This is a genomic window from Rhodothermales bacterium, assembly GCA_017643395.1.
Classification (GTDB): Bacteria; Bacteroidota; Rhodothermia; order Rhodothermales; family UBA10348; genus JABDJZ01.
In genome coordinates this window covers 133,356-151,896 of sequence record JAEPNP010000001.1, presented here as the reverse complement: position 1 = coordinate 151,896, position 18,541 = coordinate 133,356, and the positions used below count along the sequence as shown (strand labels likewise).

14 protein-coding genes are annotated in these 18,541 nt (G+C 63.6%); 7 read left to right on the top strand and 7 right to left on the bottom strand.

Going from position 1 to position 18,541, the window contains the following annotated elements:
- Window positions 1-5: 5 nt before the first annotated feature.
- Window positions 6-2,744, bottom strand: coding sequence for a response regulator (locus JJ896_00555; protein MBO6778117.1), 2,739 nt, complete (start codon window positions 2,742-2,744; stop codon window positions 6-8).
- A 179-nt stretch (window positions 2,745-2,923) separates the two neighbouring features.
- On the opposite strand from JJ896_00555, the gene JJ896_00550 reads away from it, so the two are divergent.
- Genes JJ896_00550 through JJ896_00540 form a run of 3 tightly spaced genes read left to right on the top strand, consistent with a single transcriptional unit; the run spans window position 2,924 to window position 4,773 of the window.
- A complete protein-coding gene (locus tag JJ896_00550) occupies window positions 2,924-3,352 on the top strand; it encodes a hypothetical protein (protein MBO6778116.1) in 429 nt (142 codons plus the stop codon).
- Between the two features lie 16 nt (window positions 3,353-3,368).
- Window positions 3,369-3,737 (top strand): helix-turn-helix transcriptional regulator, encoded by a 369-nt coding sequence (locus JJ896_00545; protein ID MBO6778115.1) that lies wholly within the window; start codon window positions 3,369-3,371, stop codon window positions 3,735-3,737.
- Window positions 3,730-4,773, top strand: a complete 1,044-nt coding sequence (locus tag JJ896_00540; protein MBO6778114.1) for a carboxypeptidase regulatory-like domain-containing protein — start codon at window positions 3,730-3,732, stop codon at window positions 4,771-4,773. The genes JJ896_00545 and JJ896_00540 overlap by 8 nt, the downstream gene beginning before the upstream one ends.
- On the opposite strand, the gene JJ896_00535 is transcribed toward JJ896_00540, so the two are convergent.
- Entirely contained in the window at window positions 4,770-6,401 is a 1,632-nt protein-coding gene (locus JJ896_00535) for a M28 family peptidase (GenBank protein MBO6778113.1), read from the bottom strand. The two genes, JJ896_00540 and JJ896_00535, sit on opposite strands and share 4 nt — an antisense overlap.
- Window positions 6,402-6,513: 112 nt before the next feature.
- Between JJ896_00535 and JJ896_00530 the strand changes: the two genes are divergently transcribed.
- The 4 genes from JJ896_00530 to JJ896_00515 are packed head-to-tail and all read left to right on the top strand — an operon-like array spanning window position 6,514 to window position 13,839.
- A complete protein-coding gene (locus tag JJ896_00530; protein ID MBO6778112.1) occupies window positions 6,514-7,578 on the top strand; it encodes a pyridoxal-phosphate dependent enzyme in 1,065 nt (354 codons plus the stop codon).
- Window positions 7,575-8,648 (top strand): DUF1611 domain-containing protein, encoded by a 1,074-nt coding sequence (locus JJ896_00525; protein ID MBO6778111.1) that lies wholly within the window; start codon window positions 7,575-7,577, stop codon window positions 8,646-8,648. The genes JJ896_00530 and JJ896_00525 overlap by 4 nt, the downstream gene beginning before the upstream one ends.
- Window positions 8,641-10,920 (top strand): creatininase family protein, encoded by a 2,280-nt coding sequence (locus JJ896_00520; protein MBO6778110.1) that lies wholly within the window; start codon window positions 8,641-8,643, stop codon window positions 10,918-10,920. Before JJ896_00525 ends, JJ896_00520 begins: the two co-directional genes overlap by 8 nt.
- A gap of 57 nt (window positions 10,921-10,977) precedes the next feature.
- Window positions 10,978-13,839, top strand: a complete 2,862-nt coding sequence (locus tag JJ896_00515; protein ID MBO6778109.1) for a T9SS type A sorting domain-containing protein — start codon at window positions 10,978-10,980, stop codon at window positions 13,837-13,839.
- A gap of 33 nt (window positions 13,840-13,872) precedes the next feature.
- On the opposite strand, the gene JJ896_00510 is transcribed toward JJ896_00515, so the two are convergent.
- The 5 genes from JJ896_00510 to JJ896_00490 form a co-directional block, all read right to left on the bottom strand.
- Window positions 13,873-14,295 carry a methylglyoxal synthase gene (locus JJ896_00510; protein ID MBO6778108.1) on the bottom strand — a complete coding sequence of 141 codons (423 nt, stop codon included), beginning with the start codon at window positions 14,293-14,295 and terminating at the stop codon, window positions 13,873-13,875.
- A 52-nt stretch (window positions 14,296-14,347) separates the two neighbouring features.
- Window positions 14,348-15,139, bottom strand: a complete 792-nt coding sequence (locus tag JJ896_00505; protein ID MBO6778107.1) for a redoxin family protein — start codon at window positions 15,137-15,139, stop codon at window positions 14,348-14,350.
- A gap of 1 nt (window position 15,140) precedes the next feature.
- Window positions 15,141-16,631 (bottom strand): hypothetical protein, encoded by a 1,491-nt coding sequence (locus tag JJ896_00500; GenBank protein MBO6778106.1) that lies wholly within the window; start codon window positions 16,629-16,631, stop codon window positions 15,141-15,143.
- A 4-nt stretch (window positions 16,632-16,635) separates the two neighbouring features.
- On the bottom strand, window positions 16,636-17,115 hold the full coding sequence (locus tag JJ896_00495) for a TlpA family protein disulfide reductase (GenBank protein ID MBO6778105.1): 480 nt from the start codon (window positions 17,113-17,115) through the stop codon (window positions 16,636-16,638).
- Between the two features lie 88 nt (window positions 17,116-17,203).
- The gene (locus JJ896_00490) at window positions 17,204-18,196 is read right to left on the bottom strand and encodes a hypothetical protein (GenBank protein ID MBO6778104.1); all 993 of its coding nucleotides are present in this window, start codon (window positions 18,194-18,196) and stop codon (window positions 17,204-17,206) included.
- Window positions 18,197-18,541: the final 345 nt, after the last annotated feature.

The following is an 18,541-nucleotide window of genomic DNA, read 5'->3' as shown; positions in this document are numbered from 1 at the left end:
TGGCCTCATGGGTTGGAGCCGGCCGAATCGAGGCTGAACAGGCGATGCGTTGTGCGTCGGCCACGAATGGGAAATACGCCGCGATCCGTCAGTCGCGCACTAAGGTTGGCAGGCAACCGACTTGCCACGGTTTCGCTGAGTAGCACATCGGTGCCGAGTTGCCGATTCAATCCTTCGATCCGGGCCGCCACATTCACGGCGTCCCCCGTAAAGGCGAACGTCTGCCTGCCGTGGGGACCAAGCAGGCCCGCCCGAACAGGTCCCCCGTGCACTCCTGCGCCGAGTCTTGTCTCGGGAAGGTGCCCTTCCAGGACACCGCGTCGAACGGCAGCAAACATCTGATCGACGGCATGAATCGCGCTGATCCCGGAGTTTGGGAGTGTCTCGGGCGCTCCGAAGACGGCCATCAAACCATCACCAAGCAGTTGGTGCACGATGCCCCCCTGCTCACGCACTGGCGGTGTCAGCAGTTCAAACAGCCCCTGCAGGAAGTCGGCGACCTCATCGGGTGTCCTCTCCTCCGCAAATGTCGTGAATCCACGCACGTCTACGAACACAATGGTGGCGTCCGGGCACGCCGTGGCGTTCGCATACGCCGATGGAGGAACTCCGTACATCTGGCGGAACAGCTTTGCGAAATGATCCGCGTCCCGGAAGCCGACCCGGCTTGCGGCTGAGGCCACGCTGCTTTGCCGTTCCAGCAATGTGGCGGCTGTCTGGAGTCTCAGCATGCGCAGGAACGCCGAGGTGGTAAGTCCCAGTGCGCCCTTGACCCGACGCTGAAGTTGGCGGGGGCTGAGACTCATTTCATCGGCCAGCCACTCTACCCCAAAGGCCGCGTTTCCAAGGTGCTCTTCGGCGATTGAGGTCAATTGCTCCACGAACGCCGCATGTCGGTCCTCAAGCTGGAGTTCGCTGGTTCCAAGTCGTACCGCCGTTTTCTGGGCGATGCGGTTGCGGATATGGATGAGGTTTTCGACCCGATAGAGTAACTCTCTGGAGCTGAAGGGCTTTGTAAGGAAGTCGTCTGCTCCCGCCGCCAGTCCTGCCAGGCGAGACTCTTCATCGTCGAGTGCGGTAAGCAGCACAACGGGCAGGCCGGCCAGGCGACCTGAGTTTCGCACCCGCCTGCACAGTTCGATTCCGTCAATCTCAGGCATCATGACGTCGGTGATCACCAGGTCGAACTCGTGCTCGTCGAGAGCCTTCCACGCCTCTGCACCGTCCCGTGCCTTTATCGGTCGGCAGGTCGGACTGAGAACCGTGGTCAGGTAGTCCAGGATGTGCTCGTTGTCGTCTACAATCAGGACATGCGGACCTGTGGAGCCTGCCTGGTTTGAGGAATCTGTGCGATCCGATATCTGAGTGCTGAGGGGATTGTCGAACGAGGGTAGAGGCCGCATCGGCTCGTCGCTGAGGGGCAGCCGAACATCAAATCGGCAGCCGAATCCCGGCTCACTTGTCAGTTCAACCTGGCCGCCGTGCAGTGCAACGAATTCGGCGACGAGAGAGAGCCCGATCCCGGTGCCGCCGCTCTCGGATCCCGCCACGCGATGGTAGCGGTCGAACACCCGAGCCTGCTGATCCGCCGGAATGCCGGGGCCGTTATCGGCGACCGTGACTCGCCCCCAATGCTCGTCCCCGGCGGCCCTGACGCGGACGAGCCCACCCCGGGGGACGAACTTGACCGCATTGGAGATGAGGTTGCCGACGACCTGCCGGATCCGCGCCGGGTCGATCTCTGTGGCCACAGGCTCCCCCGGTGCCTCAAACTCGAGCCTGAGTTCCTTGCGCTCCGCGGCCGGTTGGTACTCCAGGACGACGGACTCAGTAAGAGCGCGCAGGTCGTACGAGTCCAGCTCCAGTCCGAGCTCACCGACCTCGACCCTGGAGAGATCCAACATGTCAGCCACGAGACCGTTCAGGCGTACCCCTGCGTCACGCGCAATGGCGAGGTGATGGGCCGCCTGCTGATCCACAGTACCGGCAGCACCGGAGAGGACATCCCTCACCGGCCCCAGCATCAGGGAAAGCGGTGTGCGGATGTCATGGGCCAATCCGAAGAAGAAGCGCGACTTGCGCTGTTCAAGCTCGTCCAGCGCGGCCGCTGCCCGATCACGCTCCCGGGCGATGCGCCGAGATTCAGCAGCCGTTTCGAACAGCCTGAGGCGCGCTGAATACAGCAGCGTCGATGACGCGAAAGCCGCGGAGGCCATCGTCATGATGAAGATCATCTGGCCGGAATCCGCAGCTATTCCTGCCCACGAAACGGGCACGACATACAGCAACACGGCGCTCACTGAGAGCACGGCCGCCTGGGCGGGGCGAAAGGAGACGGTACCCACAGCCACAAACAAGGCGATGGCGATCCAGGGCGTACTGAAATCGGTGTTTGGCCTGGAGATGTCGTCCAGGATGGAGGTCAATCCGGCGCCAATGCAGAGAACCGCGACCACGACCCGTGCCCCGCTTCCGCCCGCTGGCGTGGTGGAGAAGACCAGGGCCGCGCCGGCCAGGAGAAATACGAGCAGCTTGTCCCAGAGCGCGACACTGCCCTCATGGCTCCACCACGAGAAAGGGCGGCCACTAGCATAGAGCACGCCCACGTACGTCACTACCAGGAGTATGCCGAGCAGGGCCGTTGTGCGCAGGCCCCGGATGTTCAAATCCCGATTGAGATCCCGGAATTCGAGATCCGACTCAGCCCGGTTCAGGGCCATCCAACGCGAGAGAATGCCGGCCATGGCGGTGGGGGAAGCCGCTTGGCCCAAGTAAATGACCCACCGAGCCGCGCGCAACCGGACGGACCGGACACGGGGCACGGGAAGGACCGGACATGTCGCGATCTGCCGGTCGGCACGACCGATTGCGTGGCAGAGCGATCCGGTCCTTGATGGCCGTTCAACACAACACCCGAACGGTCATGAAACGCATAACCCTGCTCCTTTTTACGGCATGTGCACTGTCTGCATGCGATTCACTTGAACTCGACTTCGAGCCCGAACGCCGCCCGCAATCACACGAATTGCGCATGACCGGCAGGATCACGGCCGCGGGTTCGCCGGTCGTCGGCGCGACCGTTGCTGTGCATGTCACACACGTGGCGAACGAATCCTTCCAGGTACTCTCCAGGGCGTCCGGATTCTTTGAGTTCAGCCACCGAGTCACCTATCCGGCCACCTGTGGGATCCTTGGATGCGACGTGGGATGCTCGGCCAATGTCAGGGCCAGTTCGACTTCCCATGGTTGGGCCGAAAAGCGCTATCCCTGCTCGGTCCTGGGCGCGGGCGTCGGCGCGGTCACATTTCAGCTGAGTCCAACCGGCGGCACCGTCGTGGAAGACGGTTCTTGACATACCTCGATGGTCGATGTATAATACCTCGGACATCGAGGTAAACATGTTTTCCAAAGAACTCAGCGCGGCGACGGCCCGGCCCCTGGTGCTTTCCATCCTCGCGGAAGGGGAGTCCTATGGCTACGAAATCATCCAGCGCGTCAAGGATTTGTCTGATGGGGAAGTGGAGTGGGCCGAGGGCGCGCTCTACCCGGTGCTGCACCGGCTGGAGAAGTCGGGCCTGATCGAATCCTACTGGGCTGTGGCCGACAACGGCCGCCGCCGCAAGTACTATCGCATCAAGCCCATCGGCCAGCGGCAGCTCAAGGCCGAGCGCAGGCAGTGGACACTGGCCAATACCATGCTGGATACCCTCTGGACGCCGAGGCTGACGTATGGCTGATCTGTCCACTGCCCGAGAGGTCAGGCAGGGCTTTGACCTGGCTGCCGCGCTCGAAGAATGGCGTGCCTCCTTTGCAACCAACCTTGCCTTCGGCGCGGACGACATCGCCGAACTGGAGTGCCACCTCGTGGAGGCCGTGGCTCAGGCCGAGGAGGAAGGACGAGACCCGGAGCGCGCGTTCCGTCGTGCAGCCTCGGGTCTCGGCTCCTCCGACCATCTCACTGAAGACTATCTGACCGCGGCGTCGCCCGGTCGCAAGCTCCTGTATCACACCCAGGAAACCGCCATGAAGTACGTACTGCCCGCATCGATCGTATTTGCCGCCCTGCTGGTGGCGTTTGCCCCGGGAGACGCTCCGGCCGGGCCCAACTATCAGCTGGCAGTGGGAGGGAATGGAGAGACCTACCGGTTGGATACGCGCTCGGGCGAACTGTGCCGCATCGCGCTGTATCCGGGTTCGCCCATGACGGTGGAGGGTTGCCTGGCCTCTCCGGAGGACCTGGTGGACCCGACGCTGGCCCAGGTGTCGGGTCAGGTGTATCGCGACGGGGGCGAGGTTCCGGCAGCCAACGTCAGGGTCACGGTCGGTGGGGAGGGCGCGGTCACGGATCGACGCGGGCGCTACCATATCGCCTTGGATCGGAGTGGACCGCAGGAGATCTCAGCCGTGCTGCGCGGAATGGAAGTGGCCTCCACGGTGGACCTGGAGGCGGGTCGTCACACCGTTCACGACCTGGTGCTTCCGCCGCCTTCGGACGCTCGGTACGTGGTCCAGGGACAGATCGTTCATCCAGGGGTCGGACCGGTCGCTGAGGTGAGGGTCTACTCCAATGAGGCAGAGTCTTACACGGACGCCAACGGATTGTATACGCTCGTTCTGGACACGGGTGGCTGGACCACAGTCCATGCGGCCGGAGAGGGGCTGACCAGCGCCTACTCTCGGGTCCGAGTGGGCAGCGCCTCTGCGACCCCTCTCAATTTCCTGGTTGAGTTAAACCCGGTGAACGGACGCGGCAAATTGGTCGTGAGGGACTAACGCGCCTCCCCGAACGCCTCCCCTTCATTCCACTGCAACTCCAGATCGCTCCATCCCAGCCGGTACGCCACACGCGCCGCAACCCGCATCTGCTGCACCACACCGCCCATCGGCCATGAGGGATCGAATTCGTCGCTGGGCTGGTGGTACCGGTTCGCCGTGTAGTCAGCGCGATTCTCCAGGCCCCAGCCCTCCGGGCGGCCCTGATAGTCCTTCCCGGTGACCACAAAAACTGCCGGCACGCCCCCGCGAGCGAACGCCAGCTGGTCGCTGCGGAAGAACGAGCCCGCGTTCGGGTTGGGGTCAGGCTCCACACGCAGCCCCTCGGCCTCCGCGGCCTCGCGGAAGAGGCCCATCATCTCGCTCTTCTCGGCGCCGATGCCGACGATGTCGTGGGTACGTCCATAGACGTTGCCGGAGTCCACGTTGATGTTGCCCGCCGCCAGTGCCAGGGGCAGGTGCGGGTTGCGGGCGTAAAACTCCGCGCCCAGCAGGCCGGATTCTTCCGCGGACACGCTCAGGAAGACGAGCGAGCGCTCCGGCGGTTCGGGCGATGCGCTCATGGCCTTGCCGAGCGAAAGCAGCATGCCGACGCCGGATGCGTTGTCGACGGCCCCGTTGTAGATCGTATCTCCCGACGCGTCGGGTTTTCCAATGCCCAGATGGTCATGGTGGGCCGAAAACACGACGCTCTCATCGGGACGCACGGCACCGGTGATCTTGCCGACAACGTTCTGCCCTGAGAATCGTCGTACGGCGTAGTCCACCTGGACGGCCGCGGACACCGGCAACTCCATCGGCTGAAAATCCCGCCCTCCGGCGGCCTCAAACCAGGCCTCCAGCGTGCTGCCGGACATCTCGGCCAGCGCCCGGGCGGACTCTTCGGTGATCCAGGACTTGAGCGCGAGCGGGTTTTCAGGCGGGGTTGCCAACTGGATTTGCTCGCCGGCTGCGGTTGCGGAAAGCACCTGGAACGGGTAGCTGGCAGTCGGTGTGGTGTGGATCAGGATGGCCCCGCGTGCTCCCTTTCGCCGCGCCTCCTCGTACTTGTACGTCCACCGACCGTAGTAGGTCAGGGTGTCCGCCTGGAAGAGATTTGGCTCAGTCTCGTTGGCCGGAGGATCGTTCACGAAGCTGACAATGATCTTGTCGGTCACGTTGACATCCTTGTAGCTGCTCCAGTCGTATCCGGGTGCTTCAATGCCGTATCCCACGAAGACCAGGGGAGCATTGACGGCAACACGCGTGTCCTCCAGGTCAGTTGAGACGATGAAGTCGTCGACAAAGTCTAGCAGTATCTCATTCCCCGACTCGTGCACGAAGGCGAGCGGCCCCTGGGGCTCGGGTGTCGAGCCCAGGAGCGGTACCTCCTGGAACCACGTCCCGTCGTCGCCCGCGGGCTCCAGACCTGCTGCCTCCATCTGCTCCGCGATGTAGGCCACCGCGCGTGCCTCGCCGGGCTGGCCTGTACCCCGACCCTCCATCGCATCGTCACTAAGGATTTCTATGTGCGGGCGCACGGAGGCACTGTCCAGCGCCGCGAGCACGGTCTCGGGGATTTCCGGCGACTCCGTTACGTTCTGGCACGCGGCGGTGAAGAGCAGCACAAGGGGAAGCAGTCGGCGCATGGGTTCAATCCCTTGGTGGGAGCCGGCAAAGATAGGCCGCCAGAAATCGGCCCGGAACCTGTGAAAGTCATGCGGAGCGTTTTCGGTACGCGCGCCTGATCTATCATGCGTCATGCACCCTGAACCAGTCATAGATCCCCTTCTGGACGGCGCCCACGGCGACACGGCCTGGACCGAATCGCACGAACAGATTGCGCCCGAATTGAGTCTGCTCGCGCGTCTCGAGGCTTTTGAGGATGCGGCCGAGTCGGAGGTTGGCGATACCAACATGGTGCGCGCCCGCCACCTGGAACGCGAATGCGGCTTGCGGCAGCTGTTTCTGAAGTTTGAAGGCAGCAACCCGAGCGGAACGCAAAAGGATCGCATTGCCTTCGCGCAGGCTGAGGATGCACTTCGTCGCGGCTTCGACGCGGTGACGGTGGCCACGTGTGGCAACTACGGGGTTGCTACCTCCATGGCGTGCAGGCTGGCCGGTTTGAACTGCGAGGTGTTCATTCCTTCCGCGTACGCCACCAAGCGCGTGCAGGAGATGGAGCAGCTGGGCGCGCGCATACACCGCGTGAATGGCGACTATGAGCGCACGGTGGAAGTGTCCCGAGCTTTTGCAGCGGACAAGGAGATCTACGACGCCAACGCGGGCGGGGACAACACCGCCCTGCAGCTCAAGGCATACGGTCAGATTGCCTACGAGATTTACGATGAGCTCCGAGACGCGCCGGCCGTAGTGGCCGTATCCGTGTCGAACGGCACCACGTTGGCGGGAGTGCACCGGGGGTTCGTGAGTCTGTACCGGCGAGGCAAGACGTCTCGCATCCCGCGCATGGTGGCGGGGTCCAGCTTTCGGAAAAACCCCATCGTTCTTGCCTGGAAGCGTGGACTGGAGACCTGCGAGGACCTGGAGCCCGGCAGCATCCGCGAAACAGAGACCAACGAGCCGCTTGTCAACTGGCATTCCCTGGATGGAGACCACGCTCTACACGCCGTTCGCGATACGGACGGTTGGTGCGAACACGCGTCGGACCGCGTGATGAAGCAGCTGGCTCGCACCCTGCTGGAACGCGAATCTCTCGGAGCCCTGCCTGCTGCAACTGCGGGCTTGCACGCGCTACTTACCCGACAGGCGGCCGAGCCGCTGGCGGGTGACCGTTACGTAGCTGTACTAACCGGAAAACGATGAAGCCTCTGGACGGAACGGCCGTCGTGTACTGCGACGGCGCTTTCAACACGCCGAACGGCAAAACGGCGCACGGGCTGGTGCGGTTTACCCGGCGGTATCACGTGGCGGCTGTGATCGACTCCCGGCATGCGGGTCAGGACGCCGGAACGGTGCTGGACCGGCGGCCAAGCGGCATCCCGCTGGTGGCCTCCCTGGAGGCGGGTCTGCAGACCGCAAGGGCAGCGGGCACTCCGGCCAGTCACCTGGTGATCGGCATCGCGCCGGACGGCGGCCGTATCGATGAAGGGATGCGCTGGGCCATCCGTGAGGCGCTCAGCCGCGGCCTGCACGTGGACTCCGGGCTGCATGACTTCGTCAGCGACGACGCCGAGCTGGCCGGCCTGGCTGCGCAGCATGGCGCACGGATCAGGGATATTCGCAAGCCGCCGCCGCGCTCCGAGCTGCACTTCTTCTCCGGCAAGATCGAGCACGTGGACTCCTGTGTCATTGCAGTGCTCGGAACCGATTCGGCGGTTGGGAAACGCACCACAGCATGGAAACTGGTGCAGGAGCTGGAGGCGCGCGGCCATGGCGTGCAGATGATCGGCACCGGTCAGACGGCCTGGATGCAGGGGGCCAAGCACTCGTTCGTGCTCGATTCGCTCATCAACGACTTCGTGGCGGGGGAAATCGAGCATGCCGTGTGGTCTGCGTGGAGCGAATCCCGACCGGAGTTCATTGTCCTTGAGGGCCAGGGCAGTCTGATGAATCCCGCCTATCCCGGCGGCTTCGAGTTGCTGGCGGCCGGGCGGCCCCAGGCCGTGATCATGCAGCACGCGCCCACGCGGACCGAGTATGACGGCTTCCCGGGGTACAAGATGCACCCGCTCACCCAGCAGATCGACGTGCTGCAGCGCCTCTCCGGCAAACCGGTGATTGCAGTCACCGTGAACCATGAGGGCATTGCCCCGGAGGACATCCAGGCAGCGTGTGAGGCCGTCTCAGAAGAATGCGGGCTTCCGGCGTTCGATGTGCTGGAGCATGGTGCAGCGGGTCTTGCAGACGTGGTCCTGGCGGCGCGCAATGGCTGACGTTTCCGCGCTCCTCGTCATTGACCACCTGGAAGTTCTGGCGCCACGAATCAAGCCGGATGGCATCCGTTGCACCTACCGCGTAACGCGGGGCGCAGAGGTCGCCGAAACCGAACTCGGATTCTCGTACGGCGAGCCGGTATTCGACGGCGCGGACTCGGAGAACCTGGCCAGCTTGATTCTGGCGCAGGTGGCTCTCAACTACGGCCTCTTCTGCAAACGCATCACCTTCCACGGCCGGTTTGATCGGGTCGATGTGCGCTTCCTTACGGAGGCGATGGAAAACACCAGCAGAGAGATCTGGGTCAACAAGATCCTCGTCGACAACCCGTTCCTCACGGGCGATGCGGCCGCGATTGAGCCGGCGCGTCTGGAGCGCTACACGCAGGCAGCCATCGATTTTCCGAACGTGCGCGACCAAGCGCCGTGGCCGGGAGCCGAACCGGACCCCCGCAAAGTCTGCGTACTCTCCAGCGGCGGCAAGGAGAGCCTGCTCTCCTACGGCCTTCTGACCGAGATGGGCTACGAGGTCCACCCCCTCTTCGGCAATGAGTCCGGCCGGCACTGGTTCACGGCGGTCAATGCGTTCAGGCATTTCGAGACGGACGTCCCGCACACCGCGCGCGTCTGGATTTCGGCGGATCGCGTCTTCGGGTTCATGCTGCGGCAGTTGCCGTTCATCCGAAAGGATTTTGCGGACGTGCGGGCCGACATCTACCCGGTCCGCCTGTGGACTGTGGCGGTTTTCCTGTTCGCCATGATGCCGCTCGTGCGCAAGCGCGGTCTGGGCCGCATCGTGATCGGATGCGAAAACGACACGACGCGCCGGGTGCGCACGCACGGGATTCCGCACTACGACGGCCTGTATGACCAGAGTCGCTTCTTTGACCAGGCCCTCAGCCGCTACTTCCATCGCAAGCAGCTGCCCATCGCCCAGTTCTCGCTGCTACGAGCCCTGTCCGAACTGACGGTCCAGGACACGCTGGCGGCCCGTTACCCCGCCCTGCAGGCGCACCAGGTATCGTGCCATGCCAGCCATAAGGACGGCGAGCGCATGCGACCCTGCGGGAAGTGCGAGAAGTGTCGCAGGGTGGTCGGGATCCTTGTGGCTGGCGGCCACGATCCGAAGCGATGCGGGTACACGGAGGATCAGATTGAGCGGTGCCTGGGAGCTCTGAAGGTCCAGGGCGTGCACCAGCGGGGTCCGGATGCCGCTCACCTGCTGTGGAAGCTGGCGGCGAAGGGTGCGGTTGAGGCAGGCCTTGGCAAGGAGCACCCCGAGGTGGAGCAGTTGCGTTTCGACACCGAACGATGCCCACCGGATACGCTTCCGGAAGACATCCGTGCACCGTTCCTGCGCATCATGCAGCAGCACACCGGAGGGGCCGTCGCGCGCTCCGGTCGCCGATGGGTGCCCATCGATCCGCTGTCTCCCGAGCGCCTGGCTCTTCCCTATCCCTTTGGCAAACGTTTGCCGCCTGCCATGTCCAAGACTTCCTATTTGTGGGCCGAGATGTCCTGGCCCGAAGCCAAAGAGCGCCTGTCCCAGGTGGACGTGGCGCTGCTCCCGGTCGGAGCCATTGAGCAGCACGGCCCGCACCTGCCGCTGGATGTGGACACGTTCGACGCCGAGTACCTCTGCCGGGCGGTCGCCGCGCGCTGCGACGAGCCGCGGCCCCTGGTGCTGCCGACCATTCCCTACGGCGTCTCCTACCACCATGACGAGTTTCCGGGAACGCTTTCGGTATCGAATGAGACGCTCGCGCGGGTCGTTTACGATATCGGCATGGCAGCGGCCCGGAACGGCATCACGAAGCTTCTGATTGTCAATGGTCATGGCGGCAATGCGCCGACACTGAACCACGCCGCGCAAATGATCAACCGGGACTCTCGCATCTTCGTGGCGGTTGACACCGGTGAATCGAGCGACGAGGAGATCTACCGCGACGTGGTGACGCCCAACGACGTGCATGCCGGCGAGGTGGAGACCAGCACCACGCTGGCCGTGCGGCCCGAACTCGTGGATATGAGCAAAGCCGCGCCGGACATCCCGCGTTTCTCCAGCAAGTACCTGGACTTCACCGGCAACGAGGGCGTACCATGGTACGCCTTCACGCATCGCATCTCGGAAAGCGGCGTCATGGGTGATCCGACCAAGTCGTCCGTAAAGCAGGGCGAGGCCATCTGGGAAATCATGATTCGGCACCTCCACACGTTTGTCGAGGAGCTGCGCGGCATGACCCTGGACGAAATCTTTCAGCGGCGGTACTAGCGCCCACGCGAGCGGGGGAGACGGTTATCTTGCCGGACCCTCCCAATCGCTTTGTTTATGCGTTCTCTGATTGTCCTGCTGTTGGCTATAGTTGTTTTGCCTGCAGCCGCCCAGACCCCGCGCGGGGTGCTTGTCACCGACCATCCTGATCCGACCCGAATCGAGGGTTCAGCGCGGGTGAATGTGCGGACTGGAACCCCGGTCGCACTGTATCACGTGGACTATCGCTCCGATGCGGCCAGCGCTCTGGAACAGGCGACTGACTTCCTTCGCGACCGGGGCCACGAGCTCGGTATCCGAAGCCTCGAAGCCGAACTGCGGCCGTACGCGGTTCGGGAGACTCGCGTTGGCCGCCACGTGCGGTTCCAACAGGTGCTGGAAGGCGTGGACGTGTACAAGGCCACGGTCTCCGTCACTCTCGGGGGCGACGGACAGGTCCTGTTTGTCTCCAGCGGGTTTGAACCCGGGCTGTCGCTTGAGGCAGGGGCGTCCAAGGGCGCGCCACAGTCGCTGGACCAGGCGGCGATGGAACATGTGGCGTTCCAGGGCGCGCCCACACATGTGGAATCTCGGCCCGTGGTGTTCGCCCGCAACGGTACCGTACGCATGGCCCGCCAGGTGCAGATGGTGACGGCAGCCGACGCCTGGGACGTGCTCGTCGACGCCGGCACCGGCCTGGTCTTCCGCGCAGAGCCGACTGCGCACGTGACGCCGGCACAGGCACCGATGTTGACCTCGGCTCGGGGAGCTTTCCCCCGCGCTGATGCTCCGAGCACTTCCGTCCGTCGACGTGTGGACGGAACCGGAATGGTCTTCGACCCCGACCCCATGACCACTGCGGGTGTCGCCTACGGATCCTCATCCGGCCACAGCGACAACGGCGACGCCGACTCGGAAGAGCTCACCGCCGCGCGCACGCAGGTAACGCTTCGCGACATCACGGATACGGGATCGTCGTTTCTGCTCTCCGGCCCGCTGGCTGAAATCGTCGATTTTGACCTCCCTTTCCTGGGCCTGTTCGAGCAGTCCACCCCCGACTTTGATTTCACCCGGTCGGAGCCGGCCTTCGAAGCCGCGACGGTGTATTACCACCTGGAGCATTCGATGCGGTACATCAATGAGGAGCTCGGCATCGCCCTCGCCCCCCTTCAGTACAGCGGCGGCGTGGAGGCCGATCCCCACGGATTGGAGGGCGCCGTCAACGCCCAGTACCTGTTCACGGGGCAACTCCGTTTTGGCGAAGGGGGTGTGGACATGGCCGAGGATCCAGAGGTCGTACTGCACGAACTGGGCCATGCCATCCATGACTGGATCACGGATCGCGGAATCTCCCAGGGCGCCGGCCTCAGCGAGGGATCGGCGGACTACTGGGCCGCCTCCTACACCCGAAGCAAGTCCACGTGGTCCGAAAATGACCCCAACCGGGACAATTTCGGGCGATGGGGTGGCCGGCCGTTCTTCAACGGGCGCCGCACAGACTACTTCGGCCGGTATCCGTTTGACCTGACCGGAGCCATACATACGGACGGTCAGATCTGGGCGAGCTCCATGATCGACATACTGGACGAGATCGGGCGGGACAAGGCAGACTTGCTCTTCCTGGAGGGACTCGCCATGACCGGCAGCAACAGCAACACAGAGGACGCCGCACGGGCGGTTCTGAAGGCAGATTCCGTGCTGTTCGGCGCCGAGAATGCCGCGCGCATGGTCGAGTCGTTTGTTGAACGCGGATTCCTGTTCCGCGCCGCCGCGGCGGCTACCGGACGCTCAGGCCCGGGTCCACTCAACGTGACGTTTTTCGACCTGTCCACCTTTGGGGAAGGCAGCGCCAATTCCTGGGCGTGGGACTTCGAGTCGGACGGTATGGTGGACGCTACCAGCTCGCTGGCCTCTCATACCTATGAACAGCCGGGTCTCTACAGTGTCACGTTGACGGCATCAAATGGCACCAGAACGGAGACTACGGTGCTCACCGACTACGTCTCGGTGAACAGTGGCGTGTACGTCTGGGAAGGCTTCGGCAACCCGCAGGGTCGTTCGGGTCGGTACATCTACGAGTCGATGCTTGAGGCGGGCGTGCCGGCGGTCTATTCGCGCACCGCTGCCATCCATCCCTCGTTTGATGGCTACGATGCGGTCTTCCTGTCGTTCGGACCATTCGATCCGCAAAACCTGCCCACGCCGCTGGACGACATCCCCGCCCGTGCCATCCGGGACTATGTATTGGGTGGAGGCAAGGTATACGTGGAGGGCGCGCAGGTCTTCGGGTCCAACCAGGCATCCAATGCCGAGCTGCTGCAGGCTTTCGGGATGAACGCGGCCGGCAACGGCAATCGGCGCCCGGTGACCAGCATGACGGGACAGGCGGGCAGTCTTGCGGAGGGGTTGCAGTTCGTATCGTCCCGGCAGACGGCAAACGGCTCCATTGACCAGTACGGCGTCGGAGGCTCAGGGCGTGCCGTCTTCGTCGAGGACGGCTACGGCGTGGTGGCCGTGCAGAATGAGACCTCCGCTGGCGGTCGCGCCGTGGCGATGTCGTACACGATGGCAGATCTCCAGGCCAACGGCGGCAGCTCGCGCGATGCGCTGTTGACCGCGGTGATGGACTACTTCGGTATTCCCTTTGTGCTCGATACAGAGGGCGGGGAGGAATTCCCGAACGCCCTGACGCTGGATGCACCGTATCCGAATCCCGCGCAAGGACACGTGGCCATGACCCTGAGCAATCCGATCCCCGGTCCCGTGCTTGTGCAGGTGCACGATATGCTGGGGCGGCGGGTGTGGTCAGGCTCTCAGTGGCTGGCCGGCGGCCGTCAGAACCTGGAAGTGGACACGGAAGGCCTGCCGTCCGGTTCGTACTTCGTGACCGTCAAGACCGGAGAGCGCCTGGGCCGGCAGCGATTCGTGGTCGTGCGTTAGCAGCCGGTTGAATACGTGGAGTCCGCCGGGCTTCTAGACTCCGCGATTTACGTAGCTGTCAAAGCTCGGCCGTTTGCGTGAGGCCTCCTGGGCCAGAAGAGGCGACGTAATCAGATAGTCTGCGGAGATACGGTTGCAGGCCAGCGGAATGTCCCAGACGACTGCAAGCCGCAGCAGGGCTTTCACGTCCGGGTCATGGGGCATTGGCTCGAGGGGATCCCAGAAGAAAATCAGCATCTGGATGTCTCCCTGGGCGATGCCGGCGCCAATTTGCTGATCGCCCCCGAGTGGACCGCTCTGCATGCGTTGCACATCGCGATCAAGCGCATCGGAGAGCAGGCGTCCGGTGGTGCCCGTTGCGCAGAGGTTATGCCCTGCCAGGATGTCCCGGTTGTGAATGGCCCACTCGACGAGGTCCTTCTTTTTGTTGTCGTGGGCTACCAGGGCAATGCGCATTTCGACCGGATTGGATTCCGGCCAATCTACGCTGGCCGCATTCAACAGGCGTCTAACGCCTCGTGAGCAGGACGGTACGCGTCAACCGCTCCTCTCCGGCCGTCAGGGAATACGCGTACAGCCCGGGCGGCAGGTGCGGGCCCGGGCTCCACGTGACACGGTGTTCACCGCGCTCTCTCAGCCCGTCGCTGAGCACGGCAACCTCGCGCCCGAGCATGTCAAACACGGTGAGCCGAACGTGCTCCGTGCTCTCGATACGGAACGCAATGTGCGTCTCTCCGGCCGTGGGATTCGGGTACGCGGGTGTCAGGCCAAAATCGACTTCCGGAATCTCGTCGGAACCCGTTCCGATTGCCGAAAGCAGCGTATTGATCATGGACCGGGCCGACTGCAGCGTGCTCGACGTGTTGGACATTCCCTTGTACCGCAACACGCCGTCCGCTCCGATGACCAGCACGCGGTCGTACGTGGTGCCGTACAACGAGGCCATGCCTCCGGCCTGAAGTCCCAGGGGATACGTGATTCCAGTGCGTGCCCGAAAGCTGGTGACGCTGGCGGTTGTCGATGAACTGGTCCACATGTCCAACCCAATCGCCTGGAAGTTCGGGTTCGAGCCGAACTGAGCCTGGATTTGCTGTTCCGTGTCATTGCCGACGGCAAGGCAGAAGGGGCAGGTATTGCCGAAGAGGAATACGAACACCACTTTGCCGGAGAAGTCGGCCAGTCTGATTTCACCACCGCCCAGTTTGGGGTAGGTGAAGTCGGGCGCCGTATTGCCCACATTCTGAGCGTTCGCGCCCAGGCACAGGCACGACAACAGGAGGAGCGAGGCCAGATGTTTCATATCAAAATCGGCTTGTGACCCGGAGTTCGGCGCCTTCGAAATCCAGCACTTCGTAGCAGATACCTGATGTACATGCCGGCCCGCCGCGACGGGTTCCGACAAACAGCCCCAATGTGTGCTGTCGGTTCGGACGCCAGCCCAGGTTGACGCCAAGCCACTGCCGAGCCGACGTCTCAATCTCTGCCGTTCGAGGGTCGTCTGTCAGGAAGGCGTCCGTTGAGCGCTCCCACACCAGTCCCGCGGAGTACCGTGTTGAGCGGGAGGCAGTGACTCCGACCACGAAATTCGTGGCATCTCCGTCCTCCAGAAAGTCCCGAGTAAATCGCTGGCCCTCCAGCGTGGTCGACACGGACCACGGCCCTGCGAGCTTGCGGTCCAGATAGAATCCCGCTGCACGCCGCGCCGATTCCCCCTTCAGGGGGTCCTCGGCGGCATCGACGAATGCTCGCCCCGACCACTCGCCGAGCGGTACGGAAGCAAATTCGGCGTAGTACTCCTTGTAGACCAGCGACTCACCGAACTCGTTGACCGCCCGTGTTGTGTTCAGAGTCAGCGTGCCCTTGGGCAAGACGGTGTAGAGCTCTACCTGAAAACCCGTCTCGTTCACGGCATTCAGAACATGCGTACTGCGATTCAGCACCACCCAGCTGTGTTCACGGACCAGGGAAGGCGGGTCGTTGAATCCCGAGCCGAGGAAAAAATTCTGGTAGTCCTTGTACTCGAGGCTTCCACCCCCTCCGGCGCGACCATAGGTGAGCGCCGCGTAGAGCGCTCTTGCTTTGTCGGGGGACAGCGTCTCTCCACCACGCTGAGTCGCGTACTCTACATAGCCGCTGGCACCTCCTGCGCGAAGCCTCCCCGAAACTGAACCAAAATCCTGTTGCCCGATCGCGGCCTCATTGCGCAGCAGGTTTCCTCCGACCTCGAGAGGTCCAAACCGTACTGAGCCCGAGCCGGCCGTCACGAGATCCGGGCGGCGCTCTTCCCGGGGCCTTGTAGGCGGCAGCACGGCCAGGAGCGGCTTGCCGCGGAGGACTCGGAGTGCGATGGGCCCATTGCGATAGGCGATGGTGGCCCCCTCGATGTCTCGCTGAAACGACTGACGGACGCGAAACGCAGCATCCTCGTAGGTGGCCCCGGGAATTTCGAACCCGCGCAACAGCAGGCCTCGGCCGAGGATGTCATAGAAGTGTCCGACCGTCGCGTCGAACCCCCCGAGTCGCGCAGTCACGCGCGCCTGCGCCAGTCTGGTATAGCGCCTCTCCTCCCGGTGGGTCAGAAACGATTCCAGGCGCCCCGATACGCGCACGCTTCCTGCATCGAAACGCAGATTCAACTGCTCGAAGAGCGTGGTCAGGCTTCCGGGCTCCGTGAAGGGCGTGTTGCCCGACTGCACCTCGGTCCGACTCAGCGCGCTGAATTGCGCAACGACCGGCGAGGCGGGTATCAGGAGCACGGCGAGGACGGCCGCAGCGCGCACGGATCGACTCACAGGCTCAGTGGTCTTTCAGGAGTTCCTCGATCTCACGTCGCACCACGTCCTCGTCACCAGGCCGAAACCCTTCGTGCACATAGACAATGTTGCGCTTTGCGTCGATCACGAGCAGGGTCGGCATGGCCTGGACGTTGAGGTCAGCCATCACTTCGCTGTTCGTGTCCAACAGGATGGGATAGTCCACCCCGAGCGATCGGGCATAAGGCGCCACCTTGGACAGGTTGCGGGGCGAATCCACATTCACTCCGACCACCCGCACTCCCTGGTCACTCAGGGAGTCTGAGATGGCCACCAGCGATGGGATCGACTTTACGCACGGGCCGCACCAGGTCGCCCAGAAGTCGATCAGTGTCAGCGATTCGCCCATGACCGAACTGAGTCGCGTTTCGCGGCCGTCCAGGTCGGGCAAAGAGAAGTCCGGCACCCGATCCGCCGGCGGGATCAGGACAAGCGCCAGGAGGAGGGAGCGCAGGAGGTACATGGGTCAGAATAGATGGACGTTACCGGATCGGCAAGGGCGCCCGAAACCCGGCGGCCTACCGACTTGTGTTCAACGGCCGACCCATGCGTTACGCCCGGCTGGCCGCTCCGTCGCTCGGTTCACCTACCCGGTGGGGACAGGTCAGCCGAAACTTGATTCCCCGCGCCCGGCCGGTGTCCATTCGCAGGGTGCCCCCGCACATTCGCGCGAGGTCCACGAGTTGGGAAAAGCGGCCGGAATATCCCGCTTCACCCGTGCGTTGCGCCGCGCTGATGGCGTTTATCTCGGAGTCTGACAGGTACAGCTCATCAGCAATGATGGTCAGGTAGACGGTTCCCTCCTCAGCCCTGAGGGACACGGCAACCGTCGATTCGTGGAGCAGCGCTTCCACCGCGTCCGTGACGGCATTGATGTAGGCGGTGGGTTCTCCGCGCCACAGGAGCGGCTCTATGGCCAGGTACATGGCGTAGGCCCGACCTAATCGAGTTGCTCGTGACTGAAGGCTGGTGATCATCGGGACGGAGAGCTCGGTAACGATCTCGTCGTCAGAGTCGGGCACGGGTGCCTGGGAAATCGCGAGGCCCAGGCGGTCGAGAAGGCGGCCCGTCTCGCGAATTGCAGCCCCCAGGCCACGGGCCTTTTGGGGGTCCATGGACCGCGCCTGGAGTGTCATCTGCCGTCCTTGCCCAAGCAGTTGAGCCAGCGCATCGCGCACCGCACGAGGTAGCCTACCCAAATCCGGACCCTCGAGCCGGGGCTGCCACTCGGGTCGTCCCTTCTCCAGCGAAGACGGCAAGTTTCTCAGGAATGCCTCCAGGTCCCCATCCTCGGCCTGGGGGATGAAAAGGACCGGTGAGGCCGCGGTCATGGGATGGGCTCGCAGGGATTCCAGCAAACCGCCGAGCTCGGATGGCCGTTCCAGCCGACCAACCAGGATGATTTCGGGCAGGTGTTCGCCGGCCAGTCTGGCGGCCTCCGGGCCATTGTCGGAAACGATTACGCGGTGCGTGGCACCCTCCAGCGCCGTGCGGACACGTCGGCGCATGCCGGCGTCCAGTTCAAGTAGCAATACAAGAGACATGGGACCCTCAATTCAAACTCTTTACAGGGTCGCCAGTCAAAGGACGGGCCTCCTGGAATCGGCCCCTCGAGCGTGATTCCTGCGAATCGGGCACCCTGGCCCCGTTAGGGCGCATGTGGGCCTCCGTGTGCAATTCTGTCGAAGCGAGGGGCTTCTCTGTGGGCTGATCCGGTTCGTCTTCGATAGTGGTCATGGCACCGTGAGCGATGTCTCATAGTGTGTGCATGGGGTTTCGACAGATCAGGCGTCCATCCAAAGCCAGGCGGCCCCGGGTACTCCCCGGACGCCGCCCGGAAAACCCCTGAAAAAGACAAAGGCGCCGTGGGGAAGTCCCACGGCGCCTTT

Bases quoted from the DNA above. Each gene is read 5' to 3' on its own strand.
- JJ896_00555 (MBO6778117.1), bottom strand. From the start codon at position 2,744: ATGGCCGGCATTCTCTCGCGTTGGATGGCCCTGAACCGGGCTGAGTCG.
- JJ896_00510 (MBO6778108.1), bottom strand. From the start codon at position 14,295: ATGCGCATTGCCCTGGTAGCCCACGACAACAAAAAGAAGGACCTCGTC.
- JJ896_00535 (MBO6778113.1), bottom strand. From the start codon at position 6,401: ATGCGCCGACTGCTTCCCCTTGTGCTGCTCTTCACCGCCGCGTGCCAG.
- JJ896_00550 (MBO6778116.1), top strand. From the start codon at position 2,924: ATGAAACGCATAACCCTGCTCCTTTTTACGGCATGTGCACTGTCTGCA.
- JJ896_00530 (MBO6778112.1), top strand. From the start codon at position 6,514: ATGCACCCTGAACCAGTCATAGATCCCCTTCTGGACGGCGCCCACGGC.
- JJ896_00490 (MBO6778104.1), bottom strand. From the start codon at position 18,196: ATGTCTCTTGTATTGCTACTTGAACTGGACGCCGGCATGCGCCGACGT.
- JJ896_00515 (MBO6778109.1), top strand. From the start codon at position 10,978: ATGCGTTCTCTGATTGTCCTGCTGTTGGCTATAGTTGTTTTGCCTGCA.
- JJ896_00505 (MBO6778107.1), bottom strand. From the start codon at position 15,139: ATGAAACATCTGGCCTCGCTCCTCCTGTTGTCGTGCCTGTGCCTGGGC.
- JJ896_00525 (MBO6778111.1), top strand. From the start codon at position 7,575: ATGAAGCCTCTGGACGGAACGGCCGTCGTGTACTGCGACGGCGCTTTC.
- JJ896_00540 (MBO6778114.1), top strand. From the start codon at position 3,730: ATGGCTGATCTGTCCACTGCCCGAGAGGTCAGGCAGGGCTTTGACCTG.
- JJ896_00520 (MBO6778110.1), top strand. From the start codon at position 8,641: ATGGCTGACGTTTCCGCGCTCCTCGTCATTGACCACCTGGAAGTTCTG.
- JJ896_00495 (MBO6778105.1), bottom strand. From the start codon at position 17,115: ATGTACCTCCTGCGCTCCCTCCTCCTGGCGCTTGTCCTGATCCCGCCG.
- JJ896_00545 (MBO6778115.1), top strand. From the start codon at position 3,369: ATGTATAATACCTCGGACATCGAGGTAAACATGTTTTCCAAAGAACTC.